Annotated in this window: 24 protein-coding genes; 11 read left to right on the top strand and 13 right to left on the bottom strand. The window is 72.5% G+C overall.

Translation table 11 applies throughout. From position 1 onward, the window contains the following. Positions 1-16 precede the first annotated feature (16 nt). Positions 17-1,465, top strand: a complete 1,449-nt coding sequence (locus ACZ7HT_RS03730; protein ID WP_471159345.1) for a hypothetical protein — start codon at positions 17-19, stop codon at positions 1,463-1,465. Between the two features lie 246 nt (positions 1,466-1,711). Here ACZ7HT_RS03730 and lysA read toward each other — a convergent pair whose 3' ends face one another. Further along, the gene (gene lysA, locus ACZ7HT_RS03725; RefSeq protein WP_471159343.1) at positions 1,712-3,079 is read right to left on the bottom strand and encodes a diaminopimelate decarboxylase; all 1,368 of its coding nucleotides are present in this window, start codon (positions 3,077-3,079) and stop codon (positions 1,712-1,714) included. 442 nt (positions 3,080-3,521) lie between these two features. Here lysA and ACZ7HT_RS03720 point away from each other — a divergent pair, with 442 nt between their 5' ends. The 3 genes from ACZ7HT_RS03720 to ACZ7HT_RS03710 all read left to right on the top strand — a co-directional run bounded on the left by ACZ7HT_RS03720 (position 3,522) and on the right by ACZ7HT_RS03710 (position 5,963). Then, on the top strand, positions 3,522-4,361 hold the full coding sequence (locus ACZ7HT_RS03720) for a slipin family protein (protein ID WP_471159341.1): 840 nt from the start codon (positions 3,522-3,524) through the stop codon (positions 4,359-4,361). Positions 4,362-4,551: 190 nt separating this feature from the next. Continuing rightward, positions 4,552-5,745 carry a cytochrome P450 gene (locus tag ACZ7HT_RS03715; RefSeq protein ID WP_471159339.1) on the top strand — a complete coding sequence of 398 codons (1,194 nt, stop codon included), beginning with the start codon at positions 4,552-4,554 and terminating at the stop codon, positions 5,743-5,745. Next, positions 5,742-5,963, top strand: coding sequence for a ferredoxin (locus ACZ7HT_RS03710; protein ID WP_471159337.1), 222 nt, complete (start codon positions 5,742-5,744; stop codon positions 5,961-5,963). The genes ACZ7HT_RS03715 and ACZ7HT_RS03710 overlap by 4 nt, the downstream gene beginning before the upstream one ends. A gap of 106 nt (positions 5,964-6,069) precedes the next feature. On the opposite strand, the gene ACZ7HT_RS03705 is transcribed toward ACZ7HT_RS03710, so the two are convergent. Further along, a complete protein-coding gene (locus ACZ7HT_RS03705) occupies positions 6,070-7,224 on the bottom strand; it encodes an MFS transporter (protein WP_471160045.1) in 1,155 nt (384 codons plus the stop codon). Positions 7,225-7,253: 29 nt separating this feature from the next. Continuing rightward, positions 7,254-7,820 carry a Chromate resistance protein ChrB gene (locus ACZ7HT_RS03700; RefSeq protein WP_471159335.1) on the bottom strand — a complete coding sequence of 189 codons (567 nt, stop codon included), beginning with the start codon at positions 7,818-7,820 and terminating at the stop codon, positions 7,254-7,256. A 175-nt stretch (positions 7,821-7,995) separates the two neighbouring features. Here ACZ7HT_RS03700 and ACZ7HT_RS03695 point away from each other — a divergent pair, with 175 nt between their 5' ends. Further along, entirely contained in the window at positions 7,996-8,529 is a 534-nt protein-coding gene (locus tag ACZ7HT_RS03695) for an EF-hand domain-containing protein (protein ID WP_471159333.1), read from the top strand. A gap of 84 nt (positions 8,530-8,613) precedes the next feature. Here ACZ7HT_RS03695 and ACZ7HT_RS03690 read toward each other — a convergent pair whose 3' ends face one another. The 4 genes from ACZ7HT_RS03690 to ACZ7HT_RS03675 are packed head-to-tail and all read right to left on the bottom strand — an operon-like array spanning position 8,614 to position 12,852. Then, positions 8,614-9,573 (bottom strand): SAM-dependent methyltransferase, encoded by a 960-nt coding sequence (locus ACZ7HT_RS03690; RefSeq protein ID WP_471159331.1) that lies wholly within the window; start codon positions 9,571-9,573, stop codon positions 8,614-8,616. Beyond that, positions 9,570-10,682 carry an NAD(P)-dependent alcohol dehydrogenase gene (locus tag ACZ7HT_RS03685; protein WP_471159329.1) on the bottom strand — a complete coding sequence of 371 codons (1,113 nt, stop codon included), beginning with the start codon at positions 10,680-10,682 and terminating at the stop codon, positions 9,570-9,572. Before ACZ7HT_RS03685 ends, ACZ7HT_RS03690 begins: the two co-directional genes overlap by 4 nt. Then, positions 10,679-12,088 carry an aldehyde dehydrogenase family protein gene (locus ACZ7HT_RS03680; RefSeq protein WP_471159327.1) on the bottom strand — a complete coding sequence of 470 codons (1,410 nt, stop codon included), beginning with the start codon at positions 12,086-12,088 and terminating at the stop codon, positions 10,679-10,681. Before ACZ7HT_RS03680 ends, ACZ7HT_RS03685 begins: the two co-directional genes overlap by 4 nt. 8 nt (positions 12,089-12,096) lie before the next feature. Then, positions 12,097-12,852, bottom strand: coding sequence for a (5-formylfuran-3-yl)methyl phosphate synthase (locus tag ACZ7HT_RS03675; protein ID WP_471160042.1), 756 nt, complete (start codon positions 12,850-12,852; stop codon positions 12,097-12,099). Between the two features lie 337 nt (positions 12,853-13,189). Here ACZ7HT_RS03675 and ACZ7HT_RS03670 point away from each other — a divergent pair, with 337 nt between their 5' ends. Beyond that, positions 13,190-14,521 (top strand): DUF1254 domain-containing protein, encoded by a 1,332-nt coding sequence (locus ACZ7HT_RS03670; protein ID WP_471159325.1) that lies wholly within the window; start codon positions 13,190-13,192, stop codon positions 14,519-14,521. Between the two features lie 30 nt (positions 14,522-14,551). Here the strand turns inward: ACZ7HT_RS03670 and ACZ7HT_RS03665 are convergent, their stop codons facing one another. After that, positions 14,552-16,168: a purple acid phosphatase family protein gene (locus ACZ7HT_RS03665; protein ID WP_471159323.1), complete on the bottom strand. Its 1,617-nt coding sequence runs from the start codon at positions 16,166-16,168 to the stop codon at positions 14,552-14,554. 240 nt (positions 16,169-16,408) lie between these two features. Between ACZ7HT_RS03665 and ACZ7HT_RS03660 the strand changes: the two genes are divergently transcribed. Further along, positions 16,409-17,251 (top strand): class I SAM-dependent methyltransferase, encoded by an 843-nt coding sequence (locus ACZ7HT_RS03660; protein ID WP_471159321.1) that lies wholly within the window; start codon positions 16,409-16,411, stop codon positions 17,249-17,251. Positions 17,252-17,257: 6 nt separating this feature from the next. On the opposite strand, the gene ACZ7HT_RS03655 is transcribed toward ACZ7HT_RS03660, so the two are convergent. The 3 genes from ACZ7HT_RS03655 to ACZ7HT_RS03645 form a co-directional block, all read right to left on the bottom strand. Further along, positions 17,258-17,446, bottom strand: coding sequence for a hypothetical protein (locus ACZ7HT_RS03655; RefSeq protein ID WP_471159319.1), 189 nt, complete (start codon positions 17,444-17,446; stop codon positions 17,258-17,260). A gap of 36 nt (positions 17,447-17,482) precedes the next feature. After that, on the bottom strand, positions 17,483-18,064 hold the full coding sequence (locus tag ACZ7HT_RS03650; RefSeq protein ID WP_471159317.1) for a TetR/AcrR family transcriptional regulator: 582 nt from the start codon (positions 18,062-18,064) through the stop codon (positions 17,483-17,485). 77 nt (positions 18,065-18,141) lie between these two features. Further along, positions 18,142-18,330 (bottom strand): hypothetical protein, encoded by a 189-nt coding sequence (locus tag ACZ7HT_RS03645; RefSeq protein ID WP_471159315.1) that lies wholly within the window; start codon positions 18,328-18,330, stop codon positions 18,142-18,144. A 156-nt stretch (positions 18,331-18,486) separates the two neighbouring features. Here ACZ7HT_RS03645 and ACZ7HT_RS03640 point away from each other — a divergent pair, with 156 nt between their 5' ends. Then, entirely contained in the window at positions 18,487-19,572 is a 1,086-nt protein-coding gene (locus ACZ7HT_RS03640) for an aldose epimerase family protein (protein WP_471159313.1), read from the top strand. 87 nt (positions 19,573-19,659) lie between these two features. Here the strand turns inward: ACZ7HT_RS03640 and xylB are convergent, their stop codons facing one another. Beyond that, positions 19,660-21,141 carry a xylulokinase gene (gene xylB / locus ACZ7HT_RS03635; protein ID WP_471159311.1) on the bottom strand — a complete coding sequence of 494 codons (1,482 nt, stop codon included), beginning with the start codon at positions 21,139-21,141 and terminating at the stop codon, positions 19,660-19,662. A gap of 176 nt (positions 21,142-21,317) precedes the next feature. Between xylB and xylA the strand changes: the two genes are divergently transcribed. Next, positions 21,318-22,487 (top strand): xylose isomerase, encoded by a 1,170-nt coding sequence (gene xylA, locus ACZ7HT_RS03630; RefSeq protein WP_471159309.1) that lies wholly within the window; start codon positions 21,318-21,320, stop codon positions 22,485-22,487. A gap of 81 nt (positions 22,488-22,568) precedes the next feature. Continuing rightward, a complete protein-coding gene (locus ACZ7HT_RS03625; RefSeq protein WP_471159307.1) occupies positions 22,569-23,963 on the top strand; it encodes an ROK family protein in 1,395 nt (464 codons plus the stop codon). Here ACZ7HT_RS03625 and ACZ7HT_RS03620 read toward each other — a convergent pair. Beyond that, the gene (locus tag ACZ7HT_RS03620; protein WP_471159305.1) at positions 23,960-24,991 is read right to left on the bottom strand and encodes a LacI family DNA-binding transcriptional regulator; all 1,032 of its coding nucleotides are present in this window, start codon (positions 24,989-24,991) and stop codon (positions 23,960-23,962) included. The genes ACZ7HT_RS03625 and ACZ7HT_RS03620 overlap by 4 nt on opposite strands. Positions 24,992-25,143: 152 nt before the next feature. Between ACZ7HT_RS03620 and ACZ7HT_RS03615 the strand changes: the two genes are divergently transcribed. After that, the gene (locus ACZ7HT_RS03615; protein ID WP_471159303.1) at positions 25,144-26,451 is read left to right on the top strand and encodes an ABC transporter substrate-binding protein; all 1,308 of its coding nucleotides are present in this window, start codon (positions 25,144-25,146) and stop codon (positions 26,449-26,451) included. Positions 26,452-26,467: the final 16 nt, after the last annotated feature.

The following is a 26,467-nucleotide window of genomic DNA, read 5'->3' as shown; positions in this document are numbered from 1 at the left end:
CACGATGAGGCCCCCCTTGACTCCACCGACGCCGCCGACGCCCCCGGCACCCGCCACGGTCGCCGGGCGCGCCCTGTCGGACTGGTCGCGGGAGGGTCGGTTCGGCACCTGGTACGCGCTCGGCCACGCCGACGCCGGCGAATCGCCGCTCGGCGTCCTGCGGATCCACCGCGCCCTGCTCGCGCCGAGCGGTGCGCAAGAGCGGCTCACGGCCGCGGTCCGCTCCGTGGCGAAGCTGCGGCTGCCGGGTGTGCCGGCCACCGTCGACCTGGTGCGGGAGGCCGGGGACGTGTGGCTGATCGTGGCGCGCCCGCCGGCCCGTACGGTCGCCGACCTGCTCGCCACGGGGGCGCCCGGCCTCGACGGGGGCAGTGCGGCGAGTGTGCTCAACGAGACCGCGCAGACGCTGCTCGCCCTCCACGCGGCCGGCCTCGCGCACGGCTCGCTCACCCCCGACCGCGTGGTCCTCGCGCCGGACGGCACCGCGCTGCTCACCGAGACGGCGCTGGCCACCGCGCTGGCCGGGGACGACGCCTCCCCGCGGGACGCCGACGTCACGGCGTGGGCGGCGCTCGCCCGTACCCTCGGCACGGCCTGGGCGGCACCCGGCACAGCGGCGGCCGAACTGTTCGCCCGCTGCTCCGCCACGGCCGGGTCCGACGGCCTCGCCGCCGCGCGGACGACGCTCACGTCGGGGCGCACGGCGCTGCCCCGGGACTTCCTGCTCAGGACGGCCCTGCGGACGGCGGCGGCCGCCGCCCTGGCGGACCTGGCCCCGTCGGAGACGACGGAACCGGTGGAGGACACCGCGGCGGAAGCCCCTGCGGACGACGCACAGGACGCACAGGACACACAGGACGTACACGACGCACAGGACACACACGAGGCACAGGACGCACAGGACACCATCCTCGGCAGGCGCCATCGGAGCACCACGGTCGACAGTGGCGAGGACGACGGCGAGATCGTGCTCCGCTTCGGCCCCGGTGTCCCGAGCTCCGAGGAGGAGGCCCTGCGCGCCCTGTGGGCGGGCCCGGCACCCGCGCCCGCTCCCGTACGGCGACGCCGGCGCCGGGCGGGATGGCTCGGCGCTGCGGCGGTACTCGCGGCGGTGGCGGTCGTGCTGTGGCTGCTGCGGCCGACGACGGGCCCGGCGGTGACGGCGGTCCGGGTCACCGCCCCGCCGCAGCAGTTGACGTGCGGCGGGACCGCCGACGTGACCGGCGTGGTGACGACGGACGGCCACGCCGGCCCGTTCAGGTACCGCTGGCTGCGCAGCGACGGGCAGCGGTCCGAGGTGCTGACCCGCACGGCCCGCGGCGGCGAGCACGAGGTGCCGGTGCACCTGCGCTGGACCGTCCGCGGCCCGGGCCGCTTCCAGGGCGCCGCCCACCTCCAGGTCCTGCGCCCGGGCACGCGCCCACTCGAAGCGGAGGCGGCCTTCACGTACGCGTGCGCGGGGTGACGGGCACTGCGGTGGCATGCCCGTCGCCCTGTCATGTGGGTGAAGGTCGTCCGCTGGTGGGCCGCATCCGTCCCACGGGCCCGCCGACGGCCGCGCACTACGCCGCGGCGGCGGCCGCGAGCTCCCACACCGTTCCGACCAGGGCCGTGAACGGAGCATCGGAGGGGACGCCGGGCACGCCTCGCTGAATCCGCGCGGTACGGGGAGCCGTCCAGCGCCTATCCGACCCTGATCCGCCGGAAGGCCCTAGAGGCCGATGTCACGCGCCCGGAGGTCTTCGAGGGTCTCCCGGCGCACCAGGAGCCGGGCCCGGCCGTCGAGGACGGCGACCACCGGCGGGCGGCCGACGAGGTTGTACGAGGACGCCATCGCCAGGTGGTAGGCGCCCGCGACCGGCACCGCGAGCAGGTCGCCCGGGTGGGTGTCGGAGGGCAGCGGCACGTCCTCGGCCAGGATGTCACCGGCCTCGCAGTGGCGGCCCACCACCGTCACGCGCTCGACCTCGGCCGAAGCGTGACGGCCGATCAGGCGGGGCGCGTACCGCACTCCGTACAGCGCGGGGCGTGGGTTGTCACTCATTCCGCCGTCCACCGCCACATGGGTCCGCCCGGGTGTGCGTTTCACCGCGAGGACCCGGTAGACGGCGATTCCGGCGGGGCCCGCGACGGCGCGGCCGGGCTCGATGATCAGGCGCGGGACGGGCAACCCCGCGGCCGCACAGCTCTCGGTGAGTGCGGCGCGGACCCTGGCCGCCAGTGTCGTCAGGTCGAGCGCCGGTTCGCCGGGACGGTAGGCGATGCCGTGACCGCCGCCGAGATCGAGCTCCGGCAGCGTGATCCCGTGGGTGTCGCGGACCCGGGCCATGAGGCCGACGAGCCGTCGGACGGCCACCAGGTACGGCCTGACGTCCGTGATCTGCGAGCCCAGGTGGCAGTGGAGTCCGGTGAGTTCGAGCTGCGGCTGGTCGAGGATGCGGGCGATGGCGTGCTGGGCGTGGCCGTCGCGGAGGGAAAGACCGAACTTCTGGTCCTCGGAGCCGGTACGTATCTTGTGGTGGCCGCCCGCGCTGATGCCCGGCGTCACCCGGACCATGACCTTCTGGTGGCCTCCGGGGCCGACGGCGGCGGCGATGCGGGCGATCTCGGCGGGTGTGTCGATGACGATCCGGCCCACGCCGAGGCGGAGAGCGATCGCCAGGTCCTGCGGTGGCTTCGCGTTGCCGTGAAGGAGGATCCGGTCGGCGGGGAATCCGGTGGTGACGGCGAGTTCCAGCTCGCCGGCGGAGCACACGTCAAGGCCGAGCCCCTCCTCCTCGACCCAGCGGGCGAGGGCGCGGCACAGGAACGCCTTGGCCGCGTAGTGGATCTCGGCTTCGGGGAAGGCGCTGCGGTAGGCGCGGCAGCGCGTACGGACCTCGGCCTCGTCCAGGACGTAGACGGGGGTGCCGTGGCTCTCGGCGATCTCGCCGAGGGACACGCCTCCCACGAGGACGTCGCCATGAGGTCGCTCGGTGGTGGTCCCGGGCCAGACGGACCGGAGGCCGTCGGGTTCCGGGCCCGCCGGGGTGAAGGGGCCGGGGGCGGTCGGGACGGTGGGCAGGGGGACGGTGGTCATCGCGGCGGCTCCCTTCACTTCGCGAGTACGGTGAGCGGCCGCGGGCTGGTCTGCGGCTCCGCCACGGGAGCGGTCGCTCGGACGGCGATGCCGGAAGGCGCGCATGCGCCGGAGCCCGGCCGGACGGGTACGCACAGCCGTCCGGCCGGAAGCTGTTCTCCGGGCTCGGGCTCGTCTCCGAACAAGGCAGCTGACATCGGTTCCTCCGAGGAACGGGCGGGGTCCCGACGCGGTCGCGACGGGGTGTCTCCGACGCTATTCCCGGTCCTCACCACAGCCGGTGACCTCCTGACACTCCCCTGACGGCATCCCCCTGGACGCATACGCCCCACATACACCGCTCCCGAAGTTTTGACGTGTTCCTGACGCGGGGGGGCGCATCCGCCGGTTCTTCCCGACCGTCCTCACCCATGCCGAAACAGGTTTCACGAAGGAGGGCGCCATGGAGAGCGCAGTGGTCGGAGTCGTCGTCGTGGTCGTCCTCCTGCTGTTGCTGTTGCGCAGCGGGATGCGTGTGATCAACGAGGTCGAGCGGGGCGTCGTCTTCCGCTTCGGAAAGGTGCTGCCCGGCCATCGACAGCCCGGCATCACCTTCCTGATCCCCGTCGCGGACCGGATGCGGAAGGTGAACGTCCAGGTCGCGACGCTGCCGATCCCGACGCAGGAGGGCATCACCCGGGACAACGTCTCGGTGAAGGTCGACGCGGTCATCTACTACCGGGTCACCGATCCCGCCCGCGCCGCGATCGAGGTGCAGGACTACGCCTTCGCCGTCGGCCAGGTCGCACAGTCCTCGCTGCGCTCCATCATCGGCAAGAGCGACCTGGACGACCTCCTGTCCGACCGGGAGCGGCTGCACGAAGGGCTCGCGCTGATGATCGACAGCCCGGCCGCCGGCTGGGGCGTCCACATCGACCGGGTCGAGATCAAGGACGTCCAACTGCCGGAGTCGCTCAAGCGGTCGATGTCCCGGCAGGCCGAGGCGGAGCGCGAACGGCGGGCCCGGGTGATCACCGCGGACGGCGAGTTCCAGGCAGCGCAGCAGCTCGCCAACGCCTCGCGGATCATGTCCGACACGCCGGAGGCGATGCAGCTGCGCCTGCTGCAGACCGTCGTCGAGGTGGCCGCCGAGAAGAACTCCACGCTCGTGATGCCCTTCCCCGTGGAACTCCTCCGCTACTTCGACCGTGCGGCGCGTCAGTTCGACCCCGCGCCGACGTCCACGCCGGAGGCTCCGACGGGCACCGTGCCGGAGCAGCCCGGCCCGGCGGACGCTTCCTGACCCACGGTGGCCCGCGTATTGCCTTCGCCGTCATTCATTGCAACGCACCGTTGCATTCGACTACAGCGTCATTGCATCAATTCCCCCTGGTTCACCTGCGATGGCGCATTCAAGTGATTGACGTCCTCGTGAATGCAACGTAGCTTTCGAGTAGCTTCAAACACGTCATATCGCGAGATGAGGAATGGCCATGACCAAGCCCCTCCACACCGTGCCGGCACTGCCGACCGAGCGTCAGGCCGGCTGCCCCTTCGCCCCGCCGGCCGAGCTGATCGACGCCCGCCGGCACGGCCCCCTCAGCGGCTTCACCCACCCCGGCGGAAAGCCAGGCTGGTTGATCACCGGATACGACATGGTGCGATCGGTCCTGGCCGACCCGAGGTTCAGCTCGCGCAAGGACCTCATGAACGTCGTCGACTTCCAGCTTCCTCCGGCGCCGCCCGGCGAGTTCCTCCTCATGGACGAGCCCGAGCACAGCCGCTACCGCAAGCCCCTGGTCGGCAAGTTCACCGTGCGGCGGATGCGGATGCTCACCGAGCGGATCGAGCAGATCACCGCCGACTGCCTGGACGCCATGGAGGAGGCCGGGCCGACGGCGGATCTGGTGACCGCGTTCGCGAAGCCCATCCCCACCATCGTGATCTGCGAGATCCTGGGCGTGCCCTACGAGGACCGGGCGTCCTTCCAGGAGCAGATCGACACGTTCATGGGCGGGGAGGTCAGCGACGAGGAGCTGATCGCGGCGTACACGGCGACGCAGGAGTACCTCGCGCGGCTGGTGGCCGCCAAGCGGGCCCACCCCACCGACGACATCCTCAGCGAACTCACCGACAGCGACCTGACCGACGAGGAGCTGAGGGGCATCAGCCTCATCCTCCTGGCGGCGGGATTCGACACCACCGCGAACATGCTCTCCCTCGGCACCTTCGCCCTTCTGCAGAACCCGGACCAGCTTGCCGCCCTGCGCGCCGATCCCTCCCTCACCGACGGGGCCGTGGAGGAGCTGCTGCGGTATCTGAGCGTCGCGAAGACCTTCCACCGGACCGCACTCGAGGACGTCGAGCTGGACGGCCACACCATCAAGGCCGGCACGACGGTCGTCCTCTCGTACCACACCGCCAACCACGACCCCGACCGCTTCGCCGACCCGCACACGCTCGACCTCGGCAGGCAGGCCACCGGACACCTGGCCTTCAGCCACGGCATCCACCAGTGTCTCGGCCAGCAGCTGGCCCGCGTCGAAATGCGGGTCGCGTTCCGCGCGTTGGTCGACCGCTTCCCCACGCTCCGCCTTGCCGTACCGGCGGCGGAGGTCCGACTGCGGCCGGAGACCGCCGACATCTTCGGCGTGAAGAGCCTCCCGGTCACCTGGGACGCCAAGTGAGCGCGCCGCGCCTGAGCGTCGACCGCGAGCGCTGCATCGGCGCCGGGATGTGCGCCATGACCGCCCCCGATGTCTTCGACCAGGATCCGGACGACGGCCTCGTACTCCTGCTGCACGCCGAACCGCCCGCCGCGCACCGCACGGCCGCCCGGATGGCCGCCGGCGTCTGCCCCTCCGGGGCGATCACCCTCCACGAGCCGGAACACGGCGGCTCGTAGCCTCCGGTGGCGACCGCGTACGACCCGGGCCCCCGCCGCACGTCGGCAGGGGCTCGGGCCCGTCCGGCGACGCGTCGAGGCGCATGCGGCCGGCCGGGACGGTCGGCTACTCGGCCCGGGGAACTCCCGCCCGGGCCGCGCCCCGCCGCAGGAGCGCGAGGGCGGCGCCCACGGCGACGAGCAGGGCCAGGGTCGCGTATCCGTAGGTGAGCGTCGCGATGGTCGCGACACCGCCGACGAGCAGGGGGCCTCCGGCGTCGCCGAGTTCGCGGCCGAGTTCGGCTGCGCCCATGGTCTGACCCATGCGCTCCTCGGGGGTGGAGCCGGCGAGGGCGGTGAAGCCGAGAGGAGTGATCAGGCCGGTGCCGGAGCCGATGAGGACGGCGGCCAGGAGTACGCCGGCCAGACCCGGCAGCATGGCGCAGCCGAGTCCCGCGGCGGTGAGGGCCAGTCCGGCGGCGAGGCCGGTGCGGAGGGAGAGCCGTCCGTCGTCGTGGGCGCGCCCGGCGTAGGGCTGGACGACGGCGGCGCTGGCGGCGAGGACGGAGACGGCCGCGCCCGTGGCGACGGTGCCCAGGCCGGCGGCGGCGCCGGAGACGGGCAGGAAGCCGACGCCGACGGAGAGCGCGGCGGTCGCGGCGGCCAGGGCGGAGGTGGGGCCGAGGAAGACGGGATCCGCCAGGCGGCGCGCCAGGTCGAGGAGGGTCTGGCGCTGCTTGGGCAGGGGCGGTACGGCCGGCACGGCGAGCACGGCCCAGGTGGCGACCGCGGCGGCGAGCACGGCGAGCACGGTGAACAGCAGGCGCAGGCCGCCGGCCCAGACGAGCACACCGCCGAGGAGGGGGCCGAGGGTGTAGCCGATCGACTTGTAGAAGCCGTAACTCCCGAACGCCCGGCCGCGCTTGGCCGCGGGGTTGAGGCGGGCGACGAGAGCGGAGGCGGACGGGGAGAAGGCGGACGCGGCGGCGCCCTGTCCGAGCCGGGCGGCCCACAGCCAGCCGGGGCTGCCGGCCACGGCGTACACCGCGGAGGCGGCGGCGAAGGCGACGAGACCGCCGACGAGGACGGGCTTGGCGCCGACGCGGTCGGCGAGGGTGCCGAAGACGGGCTTCAGGACGACTTCGGCGCCGTCGTAGAGGGCGAGGAGTCCGCCGAGGACGAAGAGGGAGGTGACGGCGTCGTCGGAGAAGCCGCCGAGGTTGGCGGCGATGCCATGGGCGCCGAACGCCGTGGTGAACCCGGCGGCGTACAGCGGCCACATGCGGGCGGCGGGAGCGGGGGCGGCCGAGCTCATCGCGGGCCCTCCGGGGCCTCGTGGAGGACGGCGAAGACGCGCTCGGCGTAGTCCTCGCACACGGCGGCGCAGGTCTTGAGCCGTACGGCGGCCTCGGGGGCCTCGGGGGCGCCGAAGACGTCGCGGGCGGTCAGGTCGCGGTGCCAGCGGCGCAGCCGCTCCAGCGACTGCTCCTCCTCCTCCAGTTCGGCGAGGGTGAACTTGCCGATCCGGATCTCCTTGGCGATCTCCTCCTCGAACGTGCCGCAGTCCGCCAGGAACTCGGCCCAGTCCGCCGAGCGGGCCGCCGTGAACAGGGCGCGGAAGCGGGCCGCGTCCTCGGGGCCGCGCCCCGTGGCGTTGAGGGTCAGCGCCTGGCCGCCGGCCTTGTCGGTGAGCTCCAGGGCCCGGGCGGTGCCGTGGCCGAAGACCGGCACGTCCGGCACCGCCCACACCCCCTGGCCGAGGGACAGGGCGCCGATACGGCGCAGTTCGCGCCAGACGGCCACCCGGTGACGGGAGGGTTCGGCGGGGATCTTGAGGACGAGGACGAGCCAGCGCACGTCCGCTTCCACGTTCGACACAGTCCTGAATGTAGCAGCTGTTACATCACGCAAGGTAGCGAGGAGCCCGGAGCACTCACTCCTTCCGGTAACGGTGGCCGCCTCACCGCCACGGCTCTCCCCCGGCGCGGTTACGTAGACGTACTCATTGAGCCGGGCCCCGGACCCACGGGGCCGCACGAGACAGGTGACGGACATGCGCACTGAGGCCGCCCAGCGGGTCGAGCTGGTCTTCTCCCTCTTCGACGCCAACGGCAACGGAGTCATCGACTCCGGCGACTTCGACCTCATGACGGGACGCGTCCTCGAGGCGGCGGTCGCCTCGGACGCGGGCGCCAAGGAGGCCATCCGGACCGCGTTCCGCCGCTGGTGGACGACGCTGGCCACCGAGCTGGACGCCAACGGCGACGGCGTGATCACCGTCGACGAGTTCCGCCCCTTCGTGCTCGACCCCAAGCGCTTCGGGCCCACGATCACCGAGTTCGCCGAGGCGCTCTCCGCACTCGGCGACCCGGACGGGGACGGCCTGATCGAGCGCCCGCTCTTCCTGTCGCTGATGACGGCGATCGGCTTCGAGGAGCCGAACATCCACGCGCTCTTCGACGCCTTCGGCCCGGACGCCGAGGACCGCATCGCCGTGGCCACGTGGGCCACCGGCATCGAGGAGTACTACGCGCCTGACCTGGCCGGGATCCCCGGCGACCGGCTGGTGGGCGCCCCGGCCGTCTGACATGGCGCGGTAGCCGGCGTCCCGGGGCGGCACCGACCGTCAGGGGACGCCGGCGGCCCGGCGGGCGTCACAGCCCCGTGGGTGTCACGGCCCGGGCTTGTGGGCGAAGACCCACCGGTTCCCCTCCAAGGCGTCGTTCGGTTCGGGGAGGGGACCGCGTCCGTGCCGGCGGGTGAAGTCGAAGGGCGTGCGCATCGACGTGGACCAGCCCTTGGCCGTCAGGTGGCCCGCCGAGTCGGGGCGCGGCCCCAGGTCGAAGAGGTCGAGCAGGTCGATGCCGAGCTGTTCCCGCGTCGCCGTGTAGATCGCGCTGTCGCGGTACGCGAGGAGGTCCTTCTCCAGCTTGGCCTCGAAGGCCAGGGCGCTGCCCCCGGTGGTCAGCCGGTCCACCGTGTCGATGAGGTACGTCTCCGCGGGGCTCGGCAGGTAGAAGAGCAGCCCCTCGGCCAGCCAGACGCTCGGTGCGGCCGGGTCGAAGCCGGCGGAGGTCAGCGCGGTGACCCAGTCCGCGCGCAGGTCGACCGGAACCGGGACGCGTTTCGCCCTCGGGGCGGCCGACCGGTCCGTGAGCACCTGCTGCTTGAAGGCCAGCACACCCGCCCGGTCGATCTCGAAGACCACGCTGTCGGACGGCAGGTCGAGCCGGAAGGCACGGGTGTCGAGACCGGCGCCCAGCAGGACCACTTGACGGGCGCCGTCGTGGACCGATCCGAGGACGAAGTCGTCGAGGACCCGGGTCCGGAGCCCGAAGTAGCGGGCGAACCTGCCCCACAGCGGGTTGTCGTCCCCCTCCGGGACCTGCCCGATGCGTACCGGCCAGCCCCCGCACGCCGGGGCCGCGCGTACGAAGTGTTCGGCGTGGACGTCCTGGGCGAGGCTGTCGTGGCGGTGGGTCTCGATCGCCCGGGCCGCGGCGACCAGGAGGGCGGTCAGCCCCACGCCTCCGTCCACGCCTTCCGTCTCGGTCTGACGGGTCCCGGTGGCGGCCTCGTCCGCTCCGGCGGCGGGATGAGGGGGCTCCACGGTGGCGTACGCATCGCTCATCGGTCTCTTCTTTCCGGCAGCAGGACGGGTTTGACCACACGGCCGGCGTCGCAGTCGCGTTCGGCCTCGTTGATGTCGGCCAGCGGGTAGGTGCGGATCAGCTGGTCGAAGGGGAAGCGGCCGGCCTGCCACAGGCCGGTCAGCCGGGGTATCAGCAGTCCCGGTACCGCGTCGCCTTCGCAGATGTGGCGGATGCCGCGGCCCCGGTCGAGCGTGCCCGGTTCGAGTGGCAGTGGGGTGTGGAGGCGTGCCACGAGGCCGAGGGTGCCGGTGGGGCGCAGTGCGTGGAGCGCGTCGTTGATGAGCGGGGCCGAGGCCGTGGTGTCGAGGGCGTACTGGGCTCCGCCGTCGGTCAGCCGGCGGATCCGCTCGGGCAGTCCGGGCGATCCGGCGGACAGCGGGGTCGCGCCGAACCGTTCGGCCAGCTCAAGGCGTACGGGATGCCGGTCGACGGCCACGGTCCGCAGGCCGGCGGCGGTGGCCGCCATCACGGCGGCCAGGCCCACCGCTCCCGCGCCGAGGACCGCGAGGGTGTCGCCGGGTCGTGCGGCGAAGGTGTTCAGTACGGCTCCTGCACCGGTGAGGAAGCCGCAGCCGAGCGGTCCGAGCAGTTCGAGCGGCAGGGCGGGGTCGACCCGGACGGCGTTGCGGGCCGGGACGAGCGCGTACGCGGCGAAGGAGGACTGGCCGAACCACCGGGGGGCCAGGGGCTTTCCGGCCGCGTCGGCGAGTCGGGGTGGTTCCTCCTGGCGCCCGCCGAAGAGGTTGAGGGTGGCGAAGGAGTCGCAGTAGGCGGGGGCGGCGGCCCGGCAGTTCCGGCAGTGTCCGCAGGAGTCGAAGCTGAGCACCACGTGGTCGCCGACGCGGAGCTCGTCGCCGGGGCCGGCGCCCGTCGCCACCACGACCCCGGCGCCCTCGTGGCCGAGGACGGCCGGCAGCGGGCTGCGGCCGGCCGACCGCCGTACGGCGAGATCCGTACGGCACATCCCGGCTCCCGCGATCTCGACCAGGATCTCGCCGGGGCCGGGCTCCGTACGCAGGGTCACCTCCTCGACCGTGAACGGGTCGTCGTACGCGCGCAGTACGGCCGCCGGGAACCTCCTCGTCACGCCTCCTCCTCCCGCGGGCGGTGGACGACGAACGGCCGGAGGTTGCCGTAGAGGCCCCACGGTCCGCCCGCGACGCCGACGCCGCTGTCCTTGACGCCCGCGAAGGGCTGGGCGAGGGAGAGTTCGGCGTGGTGGTTGATCCAGGCCGTCCCGCATTCGAGCCGCTCGGCCACTGCCTCGGCCCGGTCGAGGTCGGTGCCCCAGACGGAGCCGCCGAGGCCGAAGCCGGTGCCGTTGGCCGCCTCGACGGCCTCGTCGAGGGTCCGGTACGGCAGTACCGGAAGCACGGGGCCGAACTGTTCCCCTGTCACCACCGCGCTGTCGGGCGGCACGTCGGTGAGGATCGTGGGGGCGAAGAAGTAGCCCGCTCCGTCGAGCCGCTCGCCGCCGGCCGCGGCCCGGGCGCCGTCCGCGAGGGCCCGCCGCGTGACCTCCTCGACCCGGGCCAGCTGGGGGGCGTTGTTGACCGGACCGATCCGGGTGTCCGGGTCGAGTCCGGGTCCGACCGCGACGGCCTTGGCGCGCTGGGCGAGGGCGTCGACGACCTCGGCGTGGAGCCGGGCGGGGGCGTAGACCCGTTTGACCGCCATGCAGACCTGCCCGCAGTTGCGGAACGCCGCCCAGAACAGGCGGTCCGCGATCCGGTCCACGTCGACGTCGTCCAGGAGGACGGCGGCGTCGTTGCCGCCCAGTTCCAGGGTGACCCGGGCGAGCGAGCCCGCCGCGGCCTCGGCGACGGCCCGGCCGGTGGGCACCGAGCCGGTGAAGGTGACGTGACGGATCCCCGGGTGGGCGGCCAGTCGGGCACCGAGGGGTTCACGGCCGGTGACGACCGTCAGGACGTCCTCGGGCAGGACGGCGGCGAGGACGGAGCCGAGCAGCCGGGTGGCGAGGGGCGTGTACGGGGACGGTTTGAGGACCACGGTGTTGCCGGCCGCGAGCGCGGGCGCGAACTTCGCCGCCGCGAGCTGGAGCGGGAAGTTCCACGGCACGATCGCGGCGACGGGCCCGACGGGCCGCCAGCGGACCTCGCTGTGCACGGGCCGGCCGTCGTCGATCCGGCGGGTCCGGGGAGCCAGGTCGGCGAAGTAGCGCAGCCGGGCCGCCGTACGGGCGATCTCGGCGTACGACTCGGTCAGGGGCTTGCCCTGTTCCCGGGTGAGCAGCCGGGCGAGGTCGTCACCGGCCGTCTCCACGGCGTCGGCGGCCGCGCGCAGGGCGGTGGTACGGGCGGTGGGGTCGGCGCGCCAGCCGTGCCAGGCCCGCCGGGCGCGGGCGACCGCGTCGTCCAGCTCCTCCGGCGCCTGGTCGGGGGCCTCGTCGAAGGCCTTCCCGGTGGCCGGGTCGACGACGGCGAGGCGTGCGGCACGACGGCCCGGGACGCGGATGGCTTCTGGTGTCGGCATCCCGGTGGTCAGTTCGCGGCCGGGGTGCCGGCGGCGTGCTCCCGGGCGTGCCGGTCCATCTCCGCCCGGAAGGCGGCGACGAGATGGGTCTGGATCCTCCCGGCCTTGCGGTCACCTCCCTCGCAGACCGCTCCCCGCACGCCCACGATGTCCGTGCCGATGCGGGTCAGCGCACCGAGATCGGCCTCCTTGACGCTGCCCGCGAGGGCGGCGAGCAGGCCGGAGGCGTGGGCGCGCCGTACGAACTCGGCGCAGGCGTCGGGCGGGACGTGGTCGAAGAGCCGCGTGCCGTCCTTGATCGCGGTGTCCAGCATGGCCGCGTCGGCACCGGCGCGGGCGGCGATGTCGGGCAGGGCGAGCGGGTTGACGCAGCCGATGCGGTGGGCGTCGGCGTAGCCCGAGGCGACGACGAGCGCCTCGGGGCGGTGGTCCTTCACCGCACGGACGACCGCCCGCATGACGTCGACACCCTGCTCGGGTGTCGTACAGCCGTACAGGCCGACCTTGATGTACGTGGCGCCGGAGACGACCGCGCCGAGCGCGGCCTGCGCCACCGTGCCGGGTTTGTACGGCACGTCCCCCACGGTGGCGGACACCGGCTTGTCCGCCGGCACCGCGTCGCGGATCTCCCGGATGACCCAGGGGAAGTTGGCGCCCAGCGAGCCCTCGTCGGGCTTCTTGACATCGACGATGTCGAGGTGTTCGGCGGCCTTCGCGCAGTCGAGGGCTTCCTCGACACCGTCCGGGGAGATGAGAAGCAACACCATGAGCTCCTTCCGCCCGCAGGTCCGCCTGGCCGAGGACAGGGGTGCGGATCACCTGGTTCATGTGCGGTGCGCTCATCCTTATCCGCCGCCCGTGGGCACCGGTAGGGCGCGCGGAGTTTCCAGGAGTCGCATGGAGGCACGCGTCTGACGCGTGGTGCACCGGCGCCTGCCGATGCACGCCGCTTCCTGCCGACCGCTCCTCATGCGCACTTGCGCGCGCCGCCCGGTCCGGTCCGTCCGTCTCACCCGTTCGGCGGGCTGGCCGCGCGGTGGGCGGGCCGCGCTCGTAGCGTCGGGCCCGGACCGAGACCGCCGTAGCACCTGGGAGAAGCCGATGACGGACGAAGCGATGGAGAAGCTGGCCACGGAGGCATGGCTCTACGGGTACCCGCTGGTCACGGCGGCCCTCACGAAGGAGTCCATGACGGCGGTCCCGGCCCGGGACGACGCGCGCCGGAAAGCCCCGGTCAACCAGTTCTGCTGTATGCGCAGCACCCCGGACGCCTCCTTCACCGAGGTCGTCTCGCCGAACGCCGACACCCTGTACTCCAGTTCCTGGCTCGACCTGTCCCACGAGCCTCTGGTGCTGGCCCTGCCCGACTTCGGCGACCGCTTCTGGATGGTCCCGATCCTGGACGCCTGGTCGGATGTCTGCGCCGTCGTCGGCCGACGCAAGAACGGCGCCTCCGCCGGCCCGTTCCTGATCGCCGGGCCCTCCTGGTCGGGAGCGGTCCCCTCCGGCCTGACCCTGTTGCAGTCGCCCACCGCCGTGAACTGGATCATCGCCCGGTACGCGACGAGCGGCCCGTCGGACTTCCCGGCCGTCAACCGGCTCCAGGACGGCACGCGGCTGATTCCGCTGTCGGAGTGGACCGGCGATCCCGACGACTACGCGCCTCACACCGACGTCCCCGTTCCCGCCGGTGCCGACACGACGACGCCGCCCGTGGACCAGGTCCACGCGCTCGGCGGCCGCGCGTACTTCACGCTCCTCAACCGGATGATGGTCGACAACCCTCCCTCCCCCGCCGACGCCTCGTTCCTGGGCCGCGTCGCCAAACTCGGCATCGCGCCCGGCGCGAGCCTGGACGAGCTGACCCCCGAGGAACTCGCCACCCTGGACGCGGGTGCGCGGCGCGGCCCGGAGGTCCTTCGTGAGCTGCTCGCCCGGGCGGAGTCCGCGGGCGTCGGCGGATGGACCGTGCACCGGGGCCTGGGAGACTACGGAACCGACTACGCCAAGCGCGCGGTCATCACCCGGTTCGGGTACGGAGCCAACCTGGACGCCGACGCCCTGTACCCGCACGCCACCACGGACGCCGACGGCCGGCCCCTCGACGGCGCCCACGCGTACGTGCTGCACTTCGCCGCCGGGGAGACGCCGCCCGTCGACGGCTTCTGGTCCCTCACGATGATGAACGAGCGCCAGCTCTTCGCCGACAACCCGCTGAACCGGTACGCGATCGGCGACCGCAGCGGGATGCGGACCAACCCCGACGGCTCCCTGGACATCTACGTCCAGCACGACAGCCCCGGACCCGAGCGCGAGGGCAACTGGCTCCCCGCGCCCGCCGGCAGCTTCAACGTCTTCCTGCGCCTGTACTGGCCCCGGGAGGCCGCCCTCACGGGGAGCTGGACCCCGCCGGCCCTGCGCCGCGCCGGCTGAGCCGGCGGGCCCGCACGGGACGCGCCGGCCTCAGTGCCGGGCGTCCGCGCGGGGGCGTTCCAGGGTGAAGGTGTCCACCGGGGTCAGCTCTCCGTAGGGGCCGTCGAAGGTGTAGTACGTGACGTGCATCCGGGTGCGTCCGCCGCCGCGCGTACCCGGGTCGACGTCGAAGGCGGCGAAGCCGTGGGGGTGGACGCGGTCCTGGACCGCGCGCCAGGGGGCGTCCTCGGTGAGGTAGACGGCCTTGCGGTGGCGGCCCTCGGGCACCTTGCCCACGTCGACCACGACACGGCCCTTGGGTTCCTCGAACAGGTCGTCCTGGGTGGTGGCGAAGTTGCCGCCGCCCCCGATGATCATGTGCACGGTGCCCCGGGCGGTGTCGGCGACATCGGTGCTGGTGGAGACCGGGATCGGGGTGCGGGTGTCGTTCGGCAGGGTGCCGCGGAGGGGCAACGAGCGCTCGTAGTAGTGCTCGTGGCCGCAGAGCACCAGGTCGACCCCGTACGCGTCGAAGAGGGGTCCCCAGGCCTCGCGGACTCCGAGGTCGCTGCCGCCGCTGCGGTGGCTGGAGATCATCGGGTGATGCATGAACACCACGATCCAGTCGATCTCGCCGTCGGCCCGCGCCGCCCTCAACTCCCGCTCCAGCCAGCGACGTTGAGCGCCCTCCGAGTATCCGCGCAGATAGATTTCGCCGCTGTCCACGATCGCCACGTCGTCGTTGGCCAGACTGATGAAGCGGACCCCGCCGACGGTGAAGGCATACCACAGTCCCTGGGTGTCGGAGTCGGGGGCCGTCGCCTCGCCCGGCAGCGTGAAGTAGGTCTGGTAACCCGTGAGGCCCAGGGGGCCGTTGCCCTTCTCGGTCTCGCCGTTGCCGACGCAGGGCATCCAGGGGCGCAGGCGGGCCGAGCGGCTGTTGCTGATGAACCAGTCGGCCCAGGTGGCCACCCGGTCCTCGCCGATGGCACCGGCCACGCCCGCGTAGCACAGGTCGCCGTTGACCAGGTTGAACAGCGGACCGACCCGTTCCACCGCGGCCACGATGTCGGCGGACGCCTCGGTCCCGCCCTGGGTGCTGGTGTAGAGCGGGAAGGGACCGAGGGGCGGAGGTGTGTCCGGCGTGGGCCACTTGAGGGACCGGCGCAGGTTGGGCGTGCCCTGGTCGCCGAAGCTGGTGAAGGTGAACGCGGTACGGCCGCGCGCTGCCGTGGTGAACGACCCCGTCTCCGGCGCGGCACCGTCGTGCCCGGCCGAGTACAGGTAGGTGGTGTCCGGCCGCAGCCCGGAGAGGCGGGCGTGGTGGACGTACACCTCCTGCCGGGAGAGCGCGTCACGGTAGGTACGGGTCTCGGCGTCGAACGCCCGCCCGGCGCCACCGTCCGGCGACCCGAGGTGCACGCGGGGGCGCCGGACGGACTGGGGACTGATCCAGGAGACGGTCATCTCGGTGGCGGGATCGGTGCCGAACTGGAGGTGGAGCCCCGCCACACCCGGCACCCCGATACGACTGGGCGTGCGCTGCAGCAACGGCGACACCGCTGTCGACGACGGGGCCTCGGCTTCGGCGCTTCCCGCACCCCCGACGACGGCCGCGGCCGCACCGGCCGTCGTGCCGGCCAATAACGCCCTGCGCGGAATCGACATGGAACGCCCTTTCCTCGAAGGAAGTTGATCGTGTGAACCCTAGGCGTGATCGACCGTTAAGACTCCTGCGATGAACACTCTTGAACGAAAAATTTCCTGCCCGGCGGGAGAATGCCGGTGTGGGCTCGCAACACGTGGAGTTGCCGCTGGCCGGCCGGGCAGCGCTGCCCGAGTGTCGCCGGTGCGCGGCGCGCCGTGACGTGAGGCGCCCCGTCCCGAGTGCGGTCATCCTGGTCTCAGGTGGCCGGCGACAGGGCCGGCACGGCAGTCCCGGCGGGCCGGAGGTGGTCGGTGGTGTGGGGTGAGGGCGAGGCGTACGAGCCGTACATCGGGCGGTGGAGCCGACGCGTCGCCGCCGACTTCGTACGACGCCTGGACATGCCGCCGGGACGTGACTGGTGGGACATCGGCTGCGGTACGGGGGCGGTCGCCCGGGCGGTCCTGGACGGGGCGGCGCCCGAGCGGGTGGTGGGCGTCGACCCGTCCGACAGCTACGTCCGCTACGCGCGGCGGCACACCAAGGACCCCCGAGCCCATTTCGTACGCGGCGACGCGATGAGCCTGCCGTTCCGGGACGGAGTGGCGACCGTGGCGGTCAGTGGCCTGGTCCTCAACTTCGTCCCCGAGCCGGAGCGGGCCGCCGCCGAGATGTTCCGCATCGTGCGCCCGGGCGGCGTGGTCGCGGTGTACGTCTGGGACTACACCGAGGGCGGTATGGATCTGATCCGGTACTTCTGGGAGGCCGCCGCAGCGCTGGACGCGGACGCCGAAGCGCTGAGCGAAGCCGTCCGGTTCCCGCTGTGCGCACCGGAACCGCTGCGCCGTCTGCTCCGCGGCCGCGGGCTGGTGGACGTGGAGATCGACGAGGTCACGATCCCGACCCTCTTCCGGGACTTCGACGACTACTGGACGCCGTTCCGCGGTGGGCAGGGCCCTGCCCCCGCCTACCTCGCCTCGCTACCCGAAGGACGGCGGGAGGAGCTGAGGGAACGCCTGCGCGCCGCGCTCCCCACGCGGGACGACGGTTCGATCCTCCTCGGCGCCCGTGCCTGGACCGGCCGCGGAAGGCGCCCGACCCGCTGAGAGGACTCACGCCCTCTCCTCGGCGCCCGTCTGGTCGGACGGGTCGCGGCCGTCGTCGCCGAGGCCCTGCCGCGCAACGCGGGCGGCAAGCTCCTCAAGGCCCATCTGCGCGACCAGGTGCGGTGGGGCGCACCGCTGAGGTAGCGGGGCCGCCCGCGAACGGCGACCGGCCCCGGTGGACATGTACGTGTCCACCGGGGCCGGTCGCGTTCCTCCGGGCGGGCGACCGGGTCAGCCCTGTCGCTCCGGCGCCACCCGGGCGTAGGTCTCCAGGTACGCGGTGAGCAGCCGCCGGGCCTCGGCCATCGTGGCGTCGTCGCCGGTCGGGGAACGCCGGAAGGCCACGTCGAAGAGCCGGCTGCCGGCCTCGAAGGCGAGCTGGATGACGAGCACGGGGGTGTCGGGGCGGATGCGCCCGCGTGCGATGAGGACGTGCCAGAGCCGCTCTGCCTGTGCCTCGTCGAAGGCGCGCACCATGTCGTCGATCGCCGCGCTGCGCCCCTTGAACCAGAGCTCCGTGCAGCTGGGATGCTCACGGAAGTAGTCGAGGAACGGAGCCATCACGGAGTCGACGGCTTCGGGCAGCGCGTCCGCTCCGGGACGCTCCAGCGAGGCGACGATGCGGGCCTCCAGCGCCTCCATGTGGCGCTGGAGCAGCTCGGCGTCGACCTGGTGACGGTCGGGGAAGTAGTGGTACATGGACGCGACCGGGATCCCCGCCCGCTCTCCGATCGCCTTGAGCGTGGCGGCCTCGTAGCCCTGCTCGCCGAGGAGCGCCTCGGCGGCGTCCAGGATGGCCTTCCTCCGCTCCACGCCACGGCGCTGTACCGCGCCCGGGCGGGTCGATTCCTGAGATTTCGACTTTTTCTCGAACACGATTCGAGATCGTATCAGTCGAGGAAGTGCGATCCCCGCAGCATTCCCGCAGCAGGCAGGCTGTCCGCGAGGCCGGCCTGGAGGCTCGCCAGAACCGCCTTGGCGGCACGTTCGCCCGACGCGGCGGCGTCCGCCGAGGACGGTACGCAGAGCCGGTAGTCGCCCGCGAGGCGTACGGGCCCGACACCTGGCACGACTGGCACGAGCGGGACTCGTCACCGAGGTGGAGCACGGCGTCTTCCGCACCGCCCACTGGGCAGGTCGCCTGGGGCCGGATACGGAGGTCGTGTCGACACCGACCGAAACTCTTTCGTAAAATGCTTCGAACACAGGGATGGAACAGAGTCGAGGCGACGCACATGACGACCCACACCGATCCGCAGACGAGTCCCCCCGTCTCCGAACCGTTCGGCCGGCTCGACGACGGCTCCGAGGCGCGGCGCTGGCACCTGCGGAACGGCGGCACGCACCTCTCCGTGCTGAGTTACGGAGGCATCGTGCAGTCCCTGGAGGTCCCGGACCGGCACGGGCGCCACGCCAACGTGTCCCTCGGCTTCGACGGCCTGGACGGCTATCTCGCCTCCGACGGATTCCTCGGCGCGCTCGTGGGCCGTTACGGCAATCGCATCGCCCACGGCCGGTTCGAGCTCGACGGCGACCGCCACTTCCTGTCGCTCCCCGACGGCGCCCACACCCTCCACGGGGGCGCGCAGGGATTCGACCGGCGCAACTGGCAGGTGCACGGGTTCGCCCGGGACGGCGATGTCGGCCTCGTCCTCACCCTGACCAGCCCCGACGGGGACATGGGCTTCCCCGGAGAGCTCCGCGTCCGTGTCGTGTACACCCTCACCCCGCGCGGCGACTGGCGCATCGACTACGAGGCCGTCACCGACCGGCCCACGGTCGTGAACCTCACCAGCCATGTGTACTGGAACCTGGCCGGGGAATCCGCGGGATCCGCCCTCGACCACGAGCTGTCGATCGCCGCGTCCCGGATGACACCCGTCACCACCGGCCTGATACCGACGGGCCGGCTGGCCCCCGTGACCCGCACCCCCTTCGACTTCCGTGAGCCCCGCCCGGTCGGGGCGCGGATCTCGGCCGACGACCCCCAGCTCCGGCACGCCGGCGGGTACGACCACAACTGGGTCCTCGACAAGGGCCTCACCGCCGCTCCCCTGCCGGTGGCCACGCTCAGGGACCCCCACTCGGGGCGCACGCTGCGGATCGCGACGACGGAACCCGGCGTCCAGTTCTACTCGGGCAACTCGCTCCCCGGCACCCTGGCCGGCAGCGGCGGTCGCGTCTACGGGCCGGGCGACGGTCTGTGCCTGGAGACCCAGCACCACCCCGACTCACCGAACCGGCCGGGCTTTCCCAGCACGGTGCTGCGTCCCGGGGAGACCTATCGGTCCTCGACCGTGCATTCCTTCGCCGCTGCCTGAGGCACGAACGGCACACCAGCGGCATACGGAACGACGTACGAGCGACAGGCGCCCGGCCGGGTCGTCCCGGCCGGGCGCCGAGCGCCGTCAGGAACGGGCGGCAAGGAGGCCGGACGCGTCGCGGAGGGCGGTCTCCAGCCGGTCCCAGGCGGCGATGTCCCGGTCCAGCGGGGGCAGTTCGGTCCCCTGGCCGGCGCCCCACCCGGTGGCCACCTTCACCGGGTCGTCGCCCGAGGCGGCTCCCGCGGCGAGCGCCGCCGCGCCGGTGGCGACCAGCTCCTCCCCGGCGGGCAGCACGACCGGCCGCCCGGACAGCCTGCGGATCGTCTCGATCCACACCCGGCCCTTGGCGCCGCCTCCGATCAGCCGCACCGGCCGCTCCCGTACGGCCGCTTTCCGGGGGTCGAGTCCGGCCGCGGTGAACAGTTCGTCGAGCGCCCGGAGCAGGGTGAACGCCGCGCCCTCGTAGGCGGCTCCGAGGAGCTGCTGCGGCGAGGTCGTGTGGCGCAGGCCGGTGATCAGACCGGCGGCGTGGGGCAGGTCGGGCGAGCGTTCGCCGTCCAGGTAGGGCAGCATCACCGTCTCGCCGCCGGGCTGGGCGTCGTCGCGGTCGAGCCGCAGGAGCGCGGCGACCTTGTCGACGGCGAGGGTGCAGTTCATGGTGCAGCCGAGCGGCAGGTAGGTGTTGTCGGCGGCGGCGAATCCGGCGATCCCGGGGGCTGCGGGGCGAACCCGGGTGGCGGTGAAGGCCGTTCCGGAGGTCCCGAGGCTGATGACGGGGTGGTCGAGGAGCCCGGCGGCGCCGAGACCCAGGCCGACGGCCGCGGCCATGTTGTCCCCGGTGCCGGCGGCGACGGCGACGCCGGGGCGCAGCCCGAGGAAGGCGGCCGCCGCGGTGGTCAGTGACCCGACGCGGGAGGCTCCGTTCCGGGCGACGGTGGGCAGGAGGCCGGCGTCGAGGCCGACCAGGTCGAGCAGTTCGGGGTCGTAGCCGCCGGTCCGGGTCGAGTACCAGCACGTTCCCGACGCGTCGCCGGGATCGGTCGCGGCGACGCCCGCCAGGCGTTCGGTGAGGAAGTCGTGCGGCAGCCGCACGGCGGCCGTCCGGGCGGCGAGGGCCGGTTCGTTCTCGCGCAGCCACTGCCACTTGGTGGCCGTCATCGACGCCACCGGCACGGAGCCGGTGCGGGCGAGCCACTCCGCCGGGCCGCCGAGCGCGTCCGTCAGCGCGGCGGCCTGGGGTGCGGACCGGGTGTCGTTCCAGAGCAGGGCCGGGCGCAGGGGGCGGCCCGCGCCGTCGAGGACCACGAGGCCGTGCTGCTGTCCGGCGACCGCGATGCCCACGACCGCGTCCGGTGCCACCGCGGCGGCTCGGAGCGCCTCGCCCATCGCCGCGCGCAGCGCGTCCCACCACACCTCCGGATCCGTCTCGCGAGCGCCCTGCTCACCCGTGACGACGTGTCCCGCCCGTCCGCTCCCGAGGACGACGCCGGTCTCGGCGTCCACCACGAGGACCTTCGTCGACTGCGTGGAGCTGTCCACGCCGATCACCACAGGGGACGCAGCCACTGCGCACCTCCAGAGTTCTGTCTAGTCATCTAACAAACTCGCGCAGTGTATGTCCGCACGCCAGCCCCATCAATACCCGTTTTTCACACACCGGAGCCCCCCCTCTGGGGGTTGCCAGGCCATGACACCTGAGCTATTAGTTTTGAGGTACAACAAATACGCCTCTAGGAGCACCCATGCCCGAGCGTTTCTCCCCCCGCCCCGATGACCGGTTCACCTTCGGCCTGTGGACCGTCGGCTGGCAGGGCCGCGACCCCTTCGGCGACGCGACCCGCCCCGCCCTCGACCCGGTCGAGTCGGTCGAGCGGCTCGCCGCCCTCGGCGCGTACGGCGTGACCTTCCACGACGACGACCTGATCCCCTTCGGCGCGCCGGAGGCCGAGCGCGACGCGATCGTGAAGCGCTTCCGAGCGGCGCTCGACCGCACCGGGCTCGCCGTGCCGATGGCGACCACCAACCTCTTCACGCACCCCGTCTTCAAGGACGGCGCGTTCACGGCGAACGACCGCGACGTCCGCCGCTACGCGCTGCGCAAGACGATCCGGAACATCGACCTCGCCGTCGAACTCGGCGCCACCACGTACGTCGCCTGGGGCGGCCGCGAGGGCGCCGAGTCCGGCGCCGCGAAGGACGTCCAGGTGGCCCTCGACCGGATGAAGGAGGCCTTCGACCTGCTGGGCGAGTACGTCACCGAGCAGGGCTACGGCCTGCGCTTCGCCATCGAGCCCAAGCCGAACGAGCCGCGCGGCGACATCCTGCTCCCCACCATCGGACACGCCCTCGCGTTCATCGAGCGCCTGGAGCGCCCCGAGCTGGTGGGCGTGAACCCGGAGACCGGCCACGAGCAGATGGCGGGCCTCAACTTCCCGCACGGCATCGCACAGGCGCTGTGGGCGGGCAAGCTCTTCCACATCGACCTCAACGGACAGTCCGGCATCAAGTACGACCAGGACTTCCGCTTCGGCGCCGGCGACCTGCGCCAGGCGTTCTGGCTGGTCGACCTCCTGGAGACGGCCGGCTACACCGGCCCGCGCCACTTCGACTTCAAGCCCGTGCGCACCGACGGCTTCGACGGCGTGTGGGAGTCCGCGAAGAACTGCATGCGCAACTACCTGATCCTCAAGGAGCGCGCCGCCGCCTTCCGCGCCGACCCGGACGTCCAGGCCGCCCTGGCCGCCTCCCGCCTCGACGAACTCGCCGCGCCCACCGCCCCGGACGGGCTCGCCGGGCTGCTCGCCGACCCCACCGCGTTCGAGACCTTCGACGTGGACATGGCCGCCGCCCGTTCGATGGCCTTCGAGCGACTCGACCAGCTCGCCCTGGACCACCTGCTCGGCGTGCGTTGAGCAAGCGGGAGAATCGGTACGAGGCCGGTCGACGTGCCGCCCGGCCTCCACGCCCCGCTCTTTCAGCCCCAGGGAGACTCCGTGCCCACCAGCGCCGACAAGCCGGCCACCGTCCAGGCGACGCCCATGGACCAGGTGGCGGTACGGCGGGCCAATCTCGCCCTGGTCCTGGCCGAGGTCCGCACGGCCGGTCCCGCCTCGCGGGCCGATGTGGCCCGTCGTACCGGACTGACCCGGCCCACCGTCTCCAGCCTGGTCGGGGAACTCCTCGACCGCGGCCTGGTGCGCGAGGCCGACTTGCAGCAGGACGGGTCGGTCGGGCGCCCGGCACGCCAACTGGAGCTCGACGGGCGTGCCGTGGCGGCGCTCGGCCTGGAGATCAACTCGCGCTATCTCGCGGCCTGTTCCGTGGACCTGGCGGGGCGGACCATTCAGGAGCGCCGTCTCGTCCACGACGCGACCGAGGAGGGGGCCGATGCCACCATCCGCGCGCTCGCGGCGCTGACCAGGGAACTCCTGGACCACGCGATCCGCTCGGGTGCGCGGGTCGCGGGCGTCGGGGTCGCCGCGCCCGGCCCGGTGGCGGTGGCCACCGGGCGGGTGTACGCGGCCCCCAACCTGGGCTGGAAGGACGTCCCCGTCGCCGAGCGGCTGCGGGAGGCGGCCGGCCTGCCCGGGGAGATGAGCGTGGTGATCGACAACGAGGCCAACCTCGCCGCGCTCGCCGAATGGGAGACCGCGCACCCCGGGGTGACGGACCTGATGTACGTCACGGGAGAAGCGGGCCTGGGCGCCGGCATCGTCGCAGGCGGGCGGTTGCTCCAGGGCGCCTCCGGTTTCAGCGGCGAGCTCGGGCACATCCAGATCGACCCGGACGGGGACGTCTGCGCCTGTGGCCGGACCGGCTGTCTGGAGACGAAGGTGTCGCTTCCGGCGGCGCTCAGGACGGCCGCGCCCGATCTGCTGCTCCCGGAGGGAAGCGGACCGGGTGCTGCGTGGGGCCCGCAGGAGCAGGCCGCCGAACTGCTGCGCCGTGCCGCCGCCGGGGACCCTCGCACACTGAGCGGTCTGGACGAGATCGGCCGGTGGCTCGGTACCGGTCTGTCCGTCCCGGTGAATCTCCTCAACCCGCGCGTGGTCGTCCTGGGCGGCTACTTCGCGGCGGTGGCACCGTATCTGCTGCCTGCGGCGATGCGGGAGATGCGCGCCCGGATCGTGGCCGGCGACGAGGCGCTGTGCCGGGTCACCGGCTCTCTGCTCGGCTTCGGCGCCGCGGTCCGCGGCGCCGCCGGAGTCATCGTGAAGGAGGTGTTCGCCGACCCCGGACGGGCCGACCTCGGACGGGCCGACTCAGGACGCTCGGACTCAGGACGCACCGGCCCGGGACGCTCCGACTCAGGACGCACCGGCTCCGAACGGACCGGCTCCCGACAGGCCGACTCCGGACGGGCCGACTCCGGACGCTCCGTCCGCTAGCGGACGGCGGTCTCCGACGCCGGTGCCGCCGTGCTGTTCCTGACCACGAGGCTGGTCGCGAGCTCAAGGCGGGTCACCGACGGTTCCCCGGCGCGCAGCCGGAGCAGCATCTGGACCGCCTCCTCGCCCATGGCGCGCAGCGGCTGGTGCACCGTCGTGAGGGCGGGGCTCGACCAGCGGGCGATCATCACGTCGTCGTACCCGACGACGGAGAGGTCCTCGGGCACACGCAGACCGCAGACCCGGGCCGCCTCCAGGACGCCGAGCGCCTGGAGATCGCTGCCCGCGAAGATCGCGGTGGGCCGGTCCGGCGACTGGAGGAGGTCCATGGCGTGCCGGTAACCGCCTTCGACGTGGAAGTCGCCGAAGCGGACGAGGGAGGTGTCGGGAACGATGCCGGCCATGTTCAGGGCGGAGCGGTAGCCGTCGAGGCGCGCCAGGGAGCACAGCATGTCCTCGGGGCCGGTGATGATGCCGATGCGCCGGTGGCCGAGATCGACGAGGTGCCGGGTGGCGGCGACGCCGCCGGACCAGTTCGCGGAGCCCACGGACGGCACGTCGGGTTCGGGGTCGCCCGCGGGATCGACGATGACGAAGGGAATCGACCGGGCGCCGAGCTGCTGCTTGACGGCGTCCGGGAGGGAGGAGAAGACCAGGACCACACCGATCGGCCTGCGCTGGAGCACGCCCTCGATCCAGTCGGCCGCGGGCGCGTGCCGGGTGCCGCTCTCGGTCAGCACCACGCTCGCCTGGTGCGCCTTGGCGAGGTTCTCCACGCCCCGGATCAGCTCCATCGACCAGACGCTGTCCAGCTCGTGGAAGACCAGCTCGATCAGCGGCGCCTCGCCCGCCGCCCGGGTGGTCCTGCGGTAGGAGTGCGCTTCGAGGAGGCGCTCCACCTTGCCGCGGGTGACCTGCGACACGTCCTGCCTGCCGTTGAGGACTTTCGAAACCGTCGAAAGTGACACGCCGGCCTTCTCGGCGACCTCGGCCAGGGTGATCCGTCGCATGTCCTCGTCATCTCGCATCTCAAGAGGGTAAGGCACTCCTCCCCCACCCCACCGGCGTCACGCTTCGATAACGCACCCCCAGAGGGTTGACCGGTTCACCACCCCAACCTTAGCGTCCCGACACATGAAGTTTCGGAAACATGACCGAAACTCTTTCGAAAGGTGAGGCGATGAAGCGACCCGCACAGCTCCTCAGAACCGCTGTCGTCGGTGGAGCGTCGCTGGCCATGGCCCTGTCCCTGGCAGCCTGCGGCGGCTCCGCCGCCTCGTCCGACGGCGGCTCGGACACGATCCACGTCCTGGTGTACGGCGACGCGACGAACAAGGTGGAGAAGCAGCTCGTCGACACCTTCAACAAGACCTCGAAGGTCAAGGCCGTCCTCGACACCATCCCGGGCGCCGACTACCAGTCCAAGCTGCAGACGGTGATCAGCGGCAAGCAGGCCCCGGACCTGTTCTTCAACTGGGGCGGCGGCAGCATCAAGCCGTACGTCGACGCCGGCCTGCTGATGCCGCTGGACGACTTCATCGCCAAGAACCCGGACCTCAAGTCCAACTTCCTGCCGTCCGTCTTCAACACCGCCGTGGTCGACGGCAAGCCGTACGGCGTGCCGATGCGCGGCACCCAGCCGGTCCTGCTCTTCAGCAACAAGAAGGCGCTCCAGAAGGCGGGCGTCGCCGCCCCGCGGACCTGGGCCGAGCTCCTGACCACGGTCAAGACCCTCAAGGCCAAGGGCGTCACCCCGATCGCCCTGGGCGGCGGCGACAAGTGGCCCACCCAGATGTGGTTCCAGTACATCTACGACCGGGTGGCCGGCCCCGAGCTCTTCCAGAAGGCCGTCGACGGCGACAAGCAGGTCTGGGCGAGCGAGGACAGCAAGAAGGCGCTCGGCATGCTCAAGGAGCTGATCGACGCGGGTGCCTTCGGCACCAACTACGACTCGGTGAAGTTCACCGACGGCGGCTCCCCCGCCCTCCTCGCCACCGGCAAGGCCGCCTTCGAGCTCATGGGCTCCTGGGAGTACTCCACCCTCCAGGACGCCTACCCGGACTTCGTGAGGAGCGACCTGGGCTACGGCACCTTCCCGACCGTCGAGGGCGGCAAGGGAGACCCGGACAACCTGGCCGGCAACACCAACAACTTCTACTCGGTCCTGAAGTCCTCCAAGCACCCCGAGGCCGTGGCCGAGTTCCTGAAGCTCATGTACTCCGACCAGTTCGTCAAGGACCAGCTCTCCATCGGCAACCTGCCGACCACCACCAACACCCAGAAGTTCCTGGGCGGCTCGGCCAACCCGGCCTACTCGACGTTCCAGTACGACCTGGTGAAGAAGGCGCCCGCGTTCCAGCTCTCCTGGGACCAGGCCTTCCCGCCGGCCGCCACGACCACGCTCCACCAGGCCATCCAGCAGTTCTTCAACGGCCAGATGGGGACCGACGCCTTCATCGCCGCCATGCAGAGCCTGCCCGCGGCCTGACCACCGGAAATACCTG

The sequence above is a fragment of the Streptomyces sp. NPDC037410 genome, from assembly GCF_055602235.1.
The sequence above is the reverse complement of the archived record's forward strand: the minus strand, read 5'-3'. Positions and strand labels throughout refer to the sequence as shown.

Coding starts and splice junctions, on each gene's coding strand:
- lysA (WP_471159343.1), bottom strand. CDS start 3,079: ATGACCACCGTCCCCCTGCCCACCGTCCCGACCGCCCCCGGCCCCTTC.
- ACZ7HT_RS03720 (WP_471159341.1), top strand. CDS start 3,522: ATGGAGAGCGCAGTGGTCGGAGTCGTCGTCGTGGTCGTCCTCCTGCTG.
- ACZ7HT_RS03715 (WP_471159339.1), top strand. CDS start 4,552: ATGACCAAGCCCCTCCACACCGTGCCGGCACTGCCGACCGAGCGTCAG.
- ACZ7HT_RS03705 (WP_471160045.1), bottom strand. CDS start 7,224: ATGTGGCCGCTGTACGCCGCCGGGTTCACCACGGCGTTCGGCGCCCAT.
- ACZ7HT_RS03695 (WP_471159333.1), top strand. CDS start 7,996: ATGCGCACTGAGGCCGCCCAGCGGGTCGAGCTGGTCTTCTCCCTCTTC.
- ACZ7HT_RS03690 (WP_471159331.1), bottom strand. CDS start 9,573: ATGAGCGATGCGTACGCCACCGTGGAGCCCCCTCATCCCGCCGCCGGA.
- ACZ7HT_RS03680 (WP_471159327.1), bottom strand. CDS start 12,088: ATGCCGACACCAGAAGCCATCCGCGTCCCGGGCCGTCGTGCCGCACGC.
- ACZ7HT_RS03670 (WP_471159325.1), top strand. CDS start 13,190: ATGACGGACGAAGCGATGGAGAAGCTGGCCACGGAGGCATGGCTCTAC.
- ACZ7HT_RS03665 (WP_471159323.1), bottom strand. CDS start 16,168: ATGTCGATTCCGCGCAGGGCGTTATTGGCCGGCACGACGGCCGGTGCG.
- ACZ7HT_RS03640 (WP_471159313.1), top strand. CDS start 18,487: ATGACGACCCACACCGATCCGCAGACGAGTCCCCCCGTCTCCGAACCG.
- xylA (WP_471159309.1), top strand. CDS start 21,318: ATGCCCGAGCGTTTCTCCCCCCGCCCCGATGACCGGTTCACCTTCGGC.
- ACZ7HT_RS03620 (WP_471159305.1), bottom strand. CDS start 24,991: ATGCGAGATGACGAGGACATGCGACGGATCACCCTGGCCGAGGTCGCC.
- ACZ7HT_RS03615 (WP_471159303.1), top strand. CDS start 25,144: ATGAAGCGACCCGCACAGCTCCTCAGAACCGCTGTCGTCGGTGGAGCG.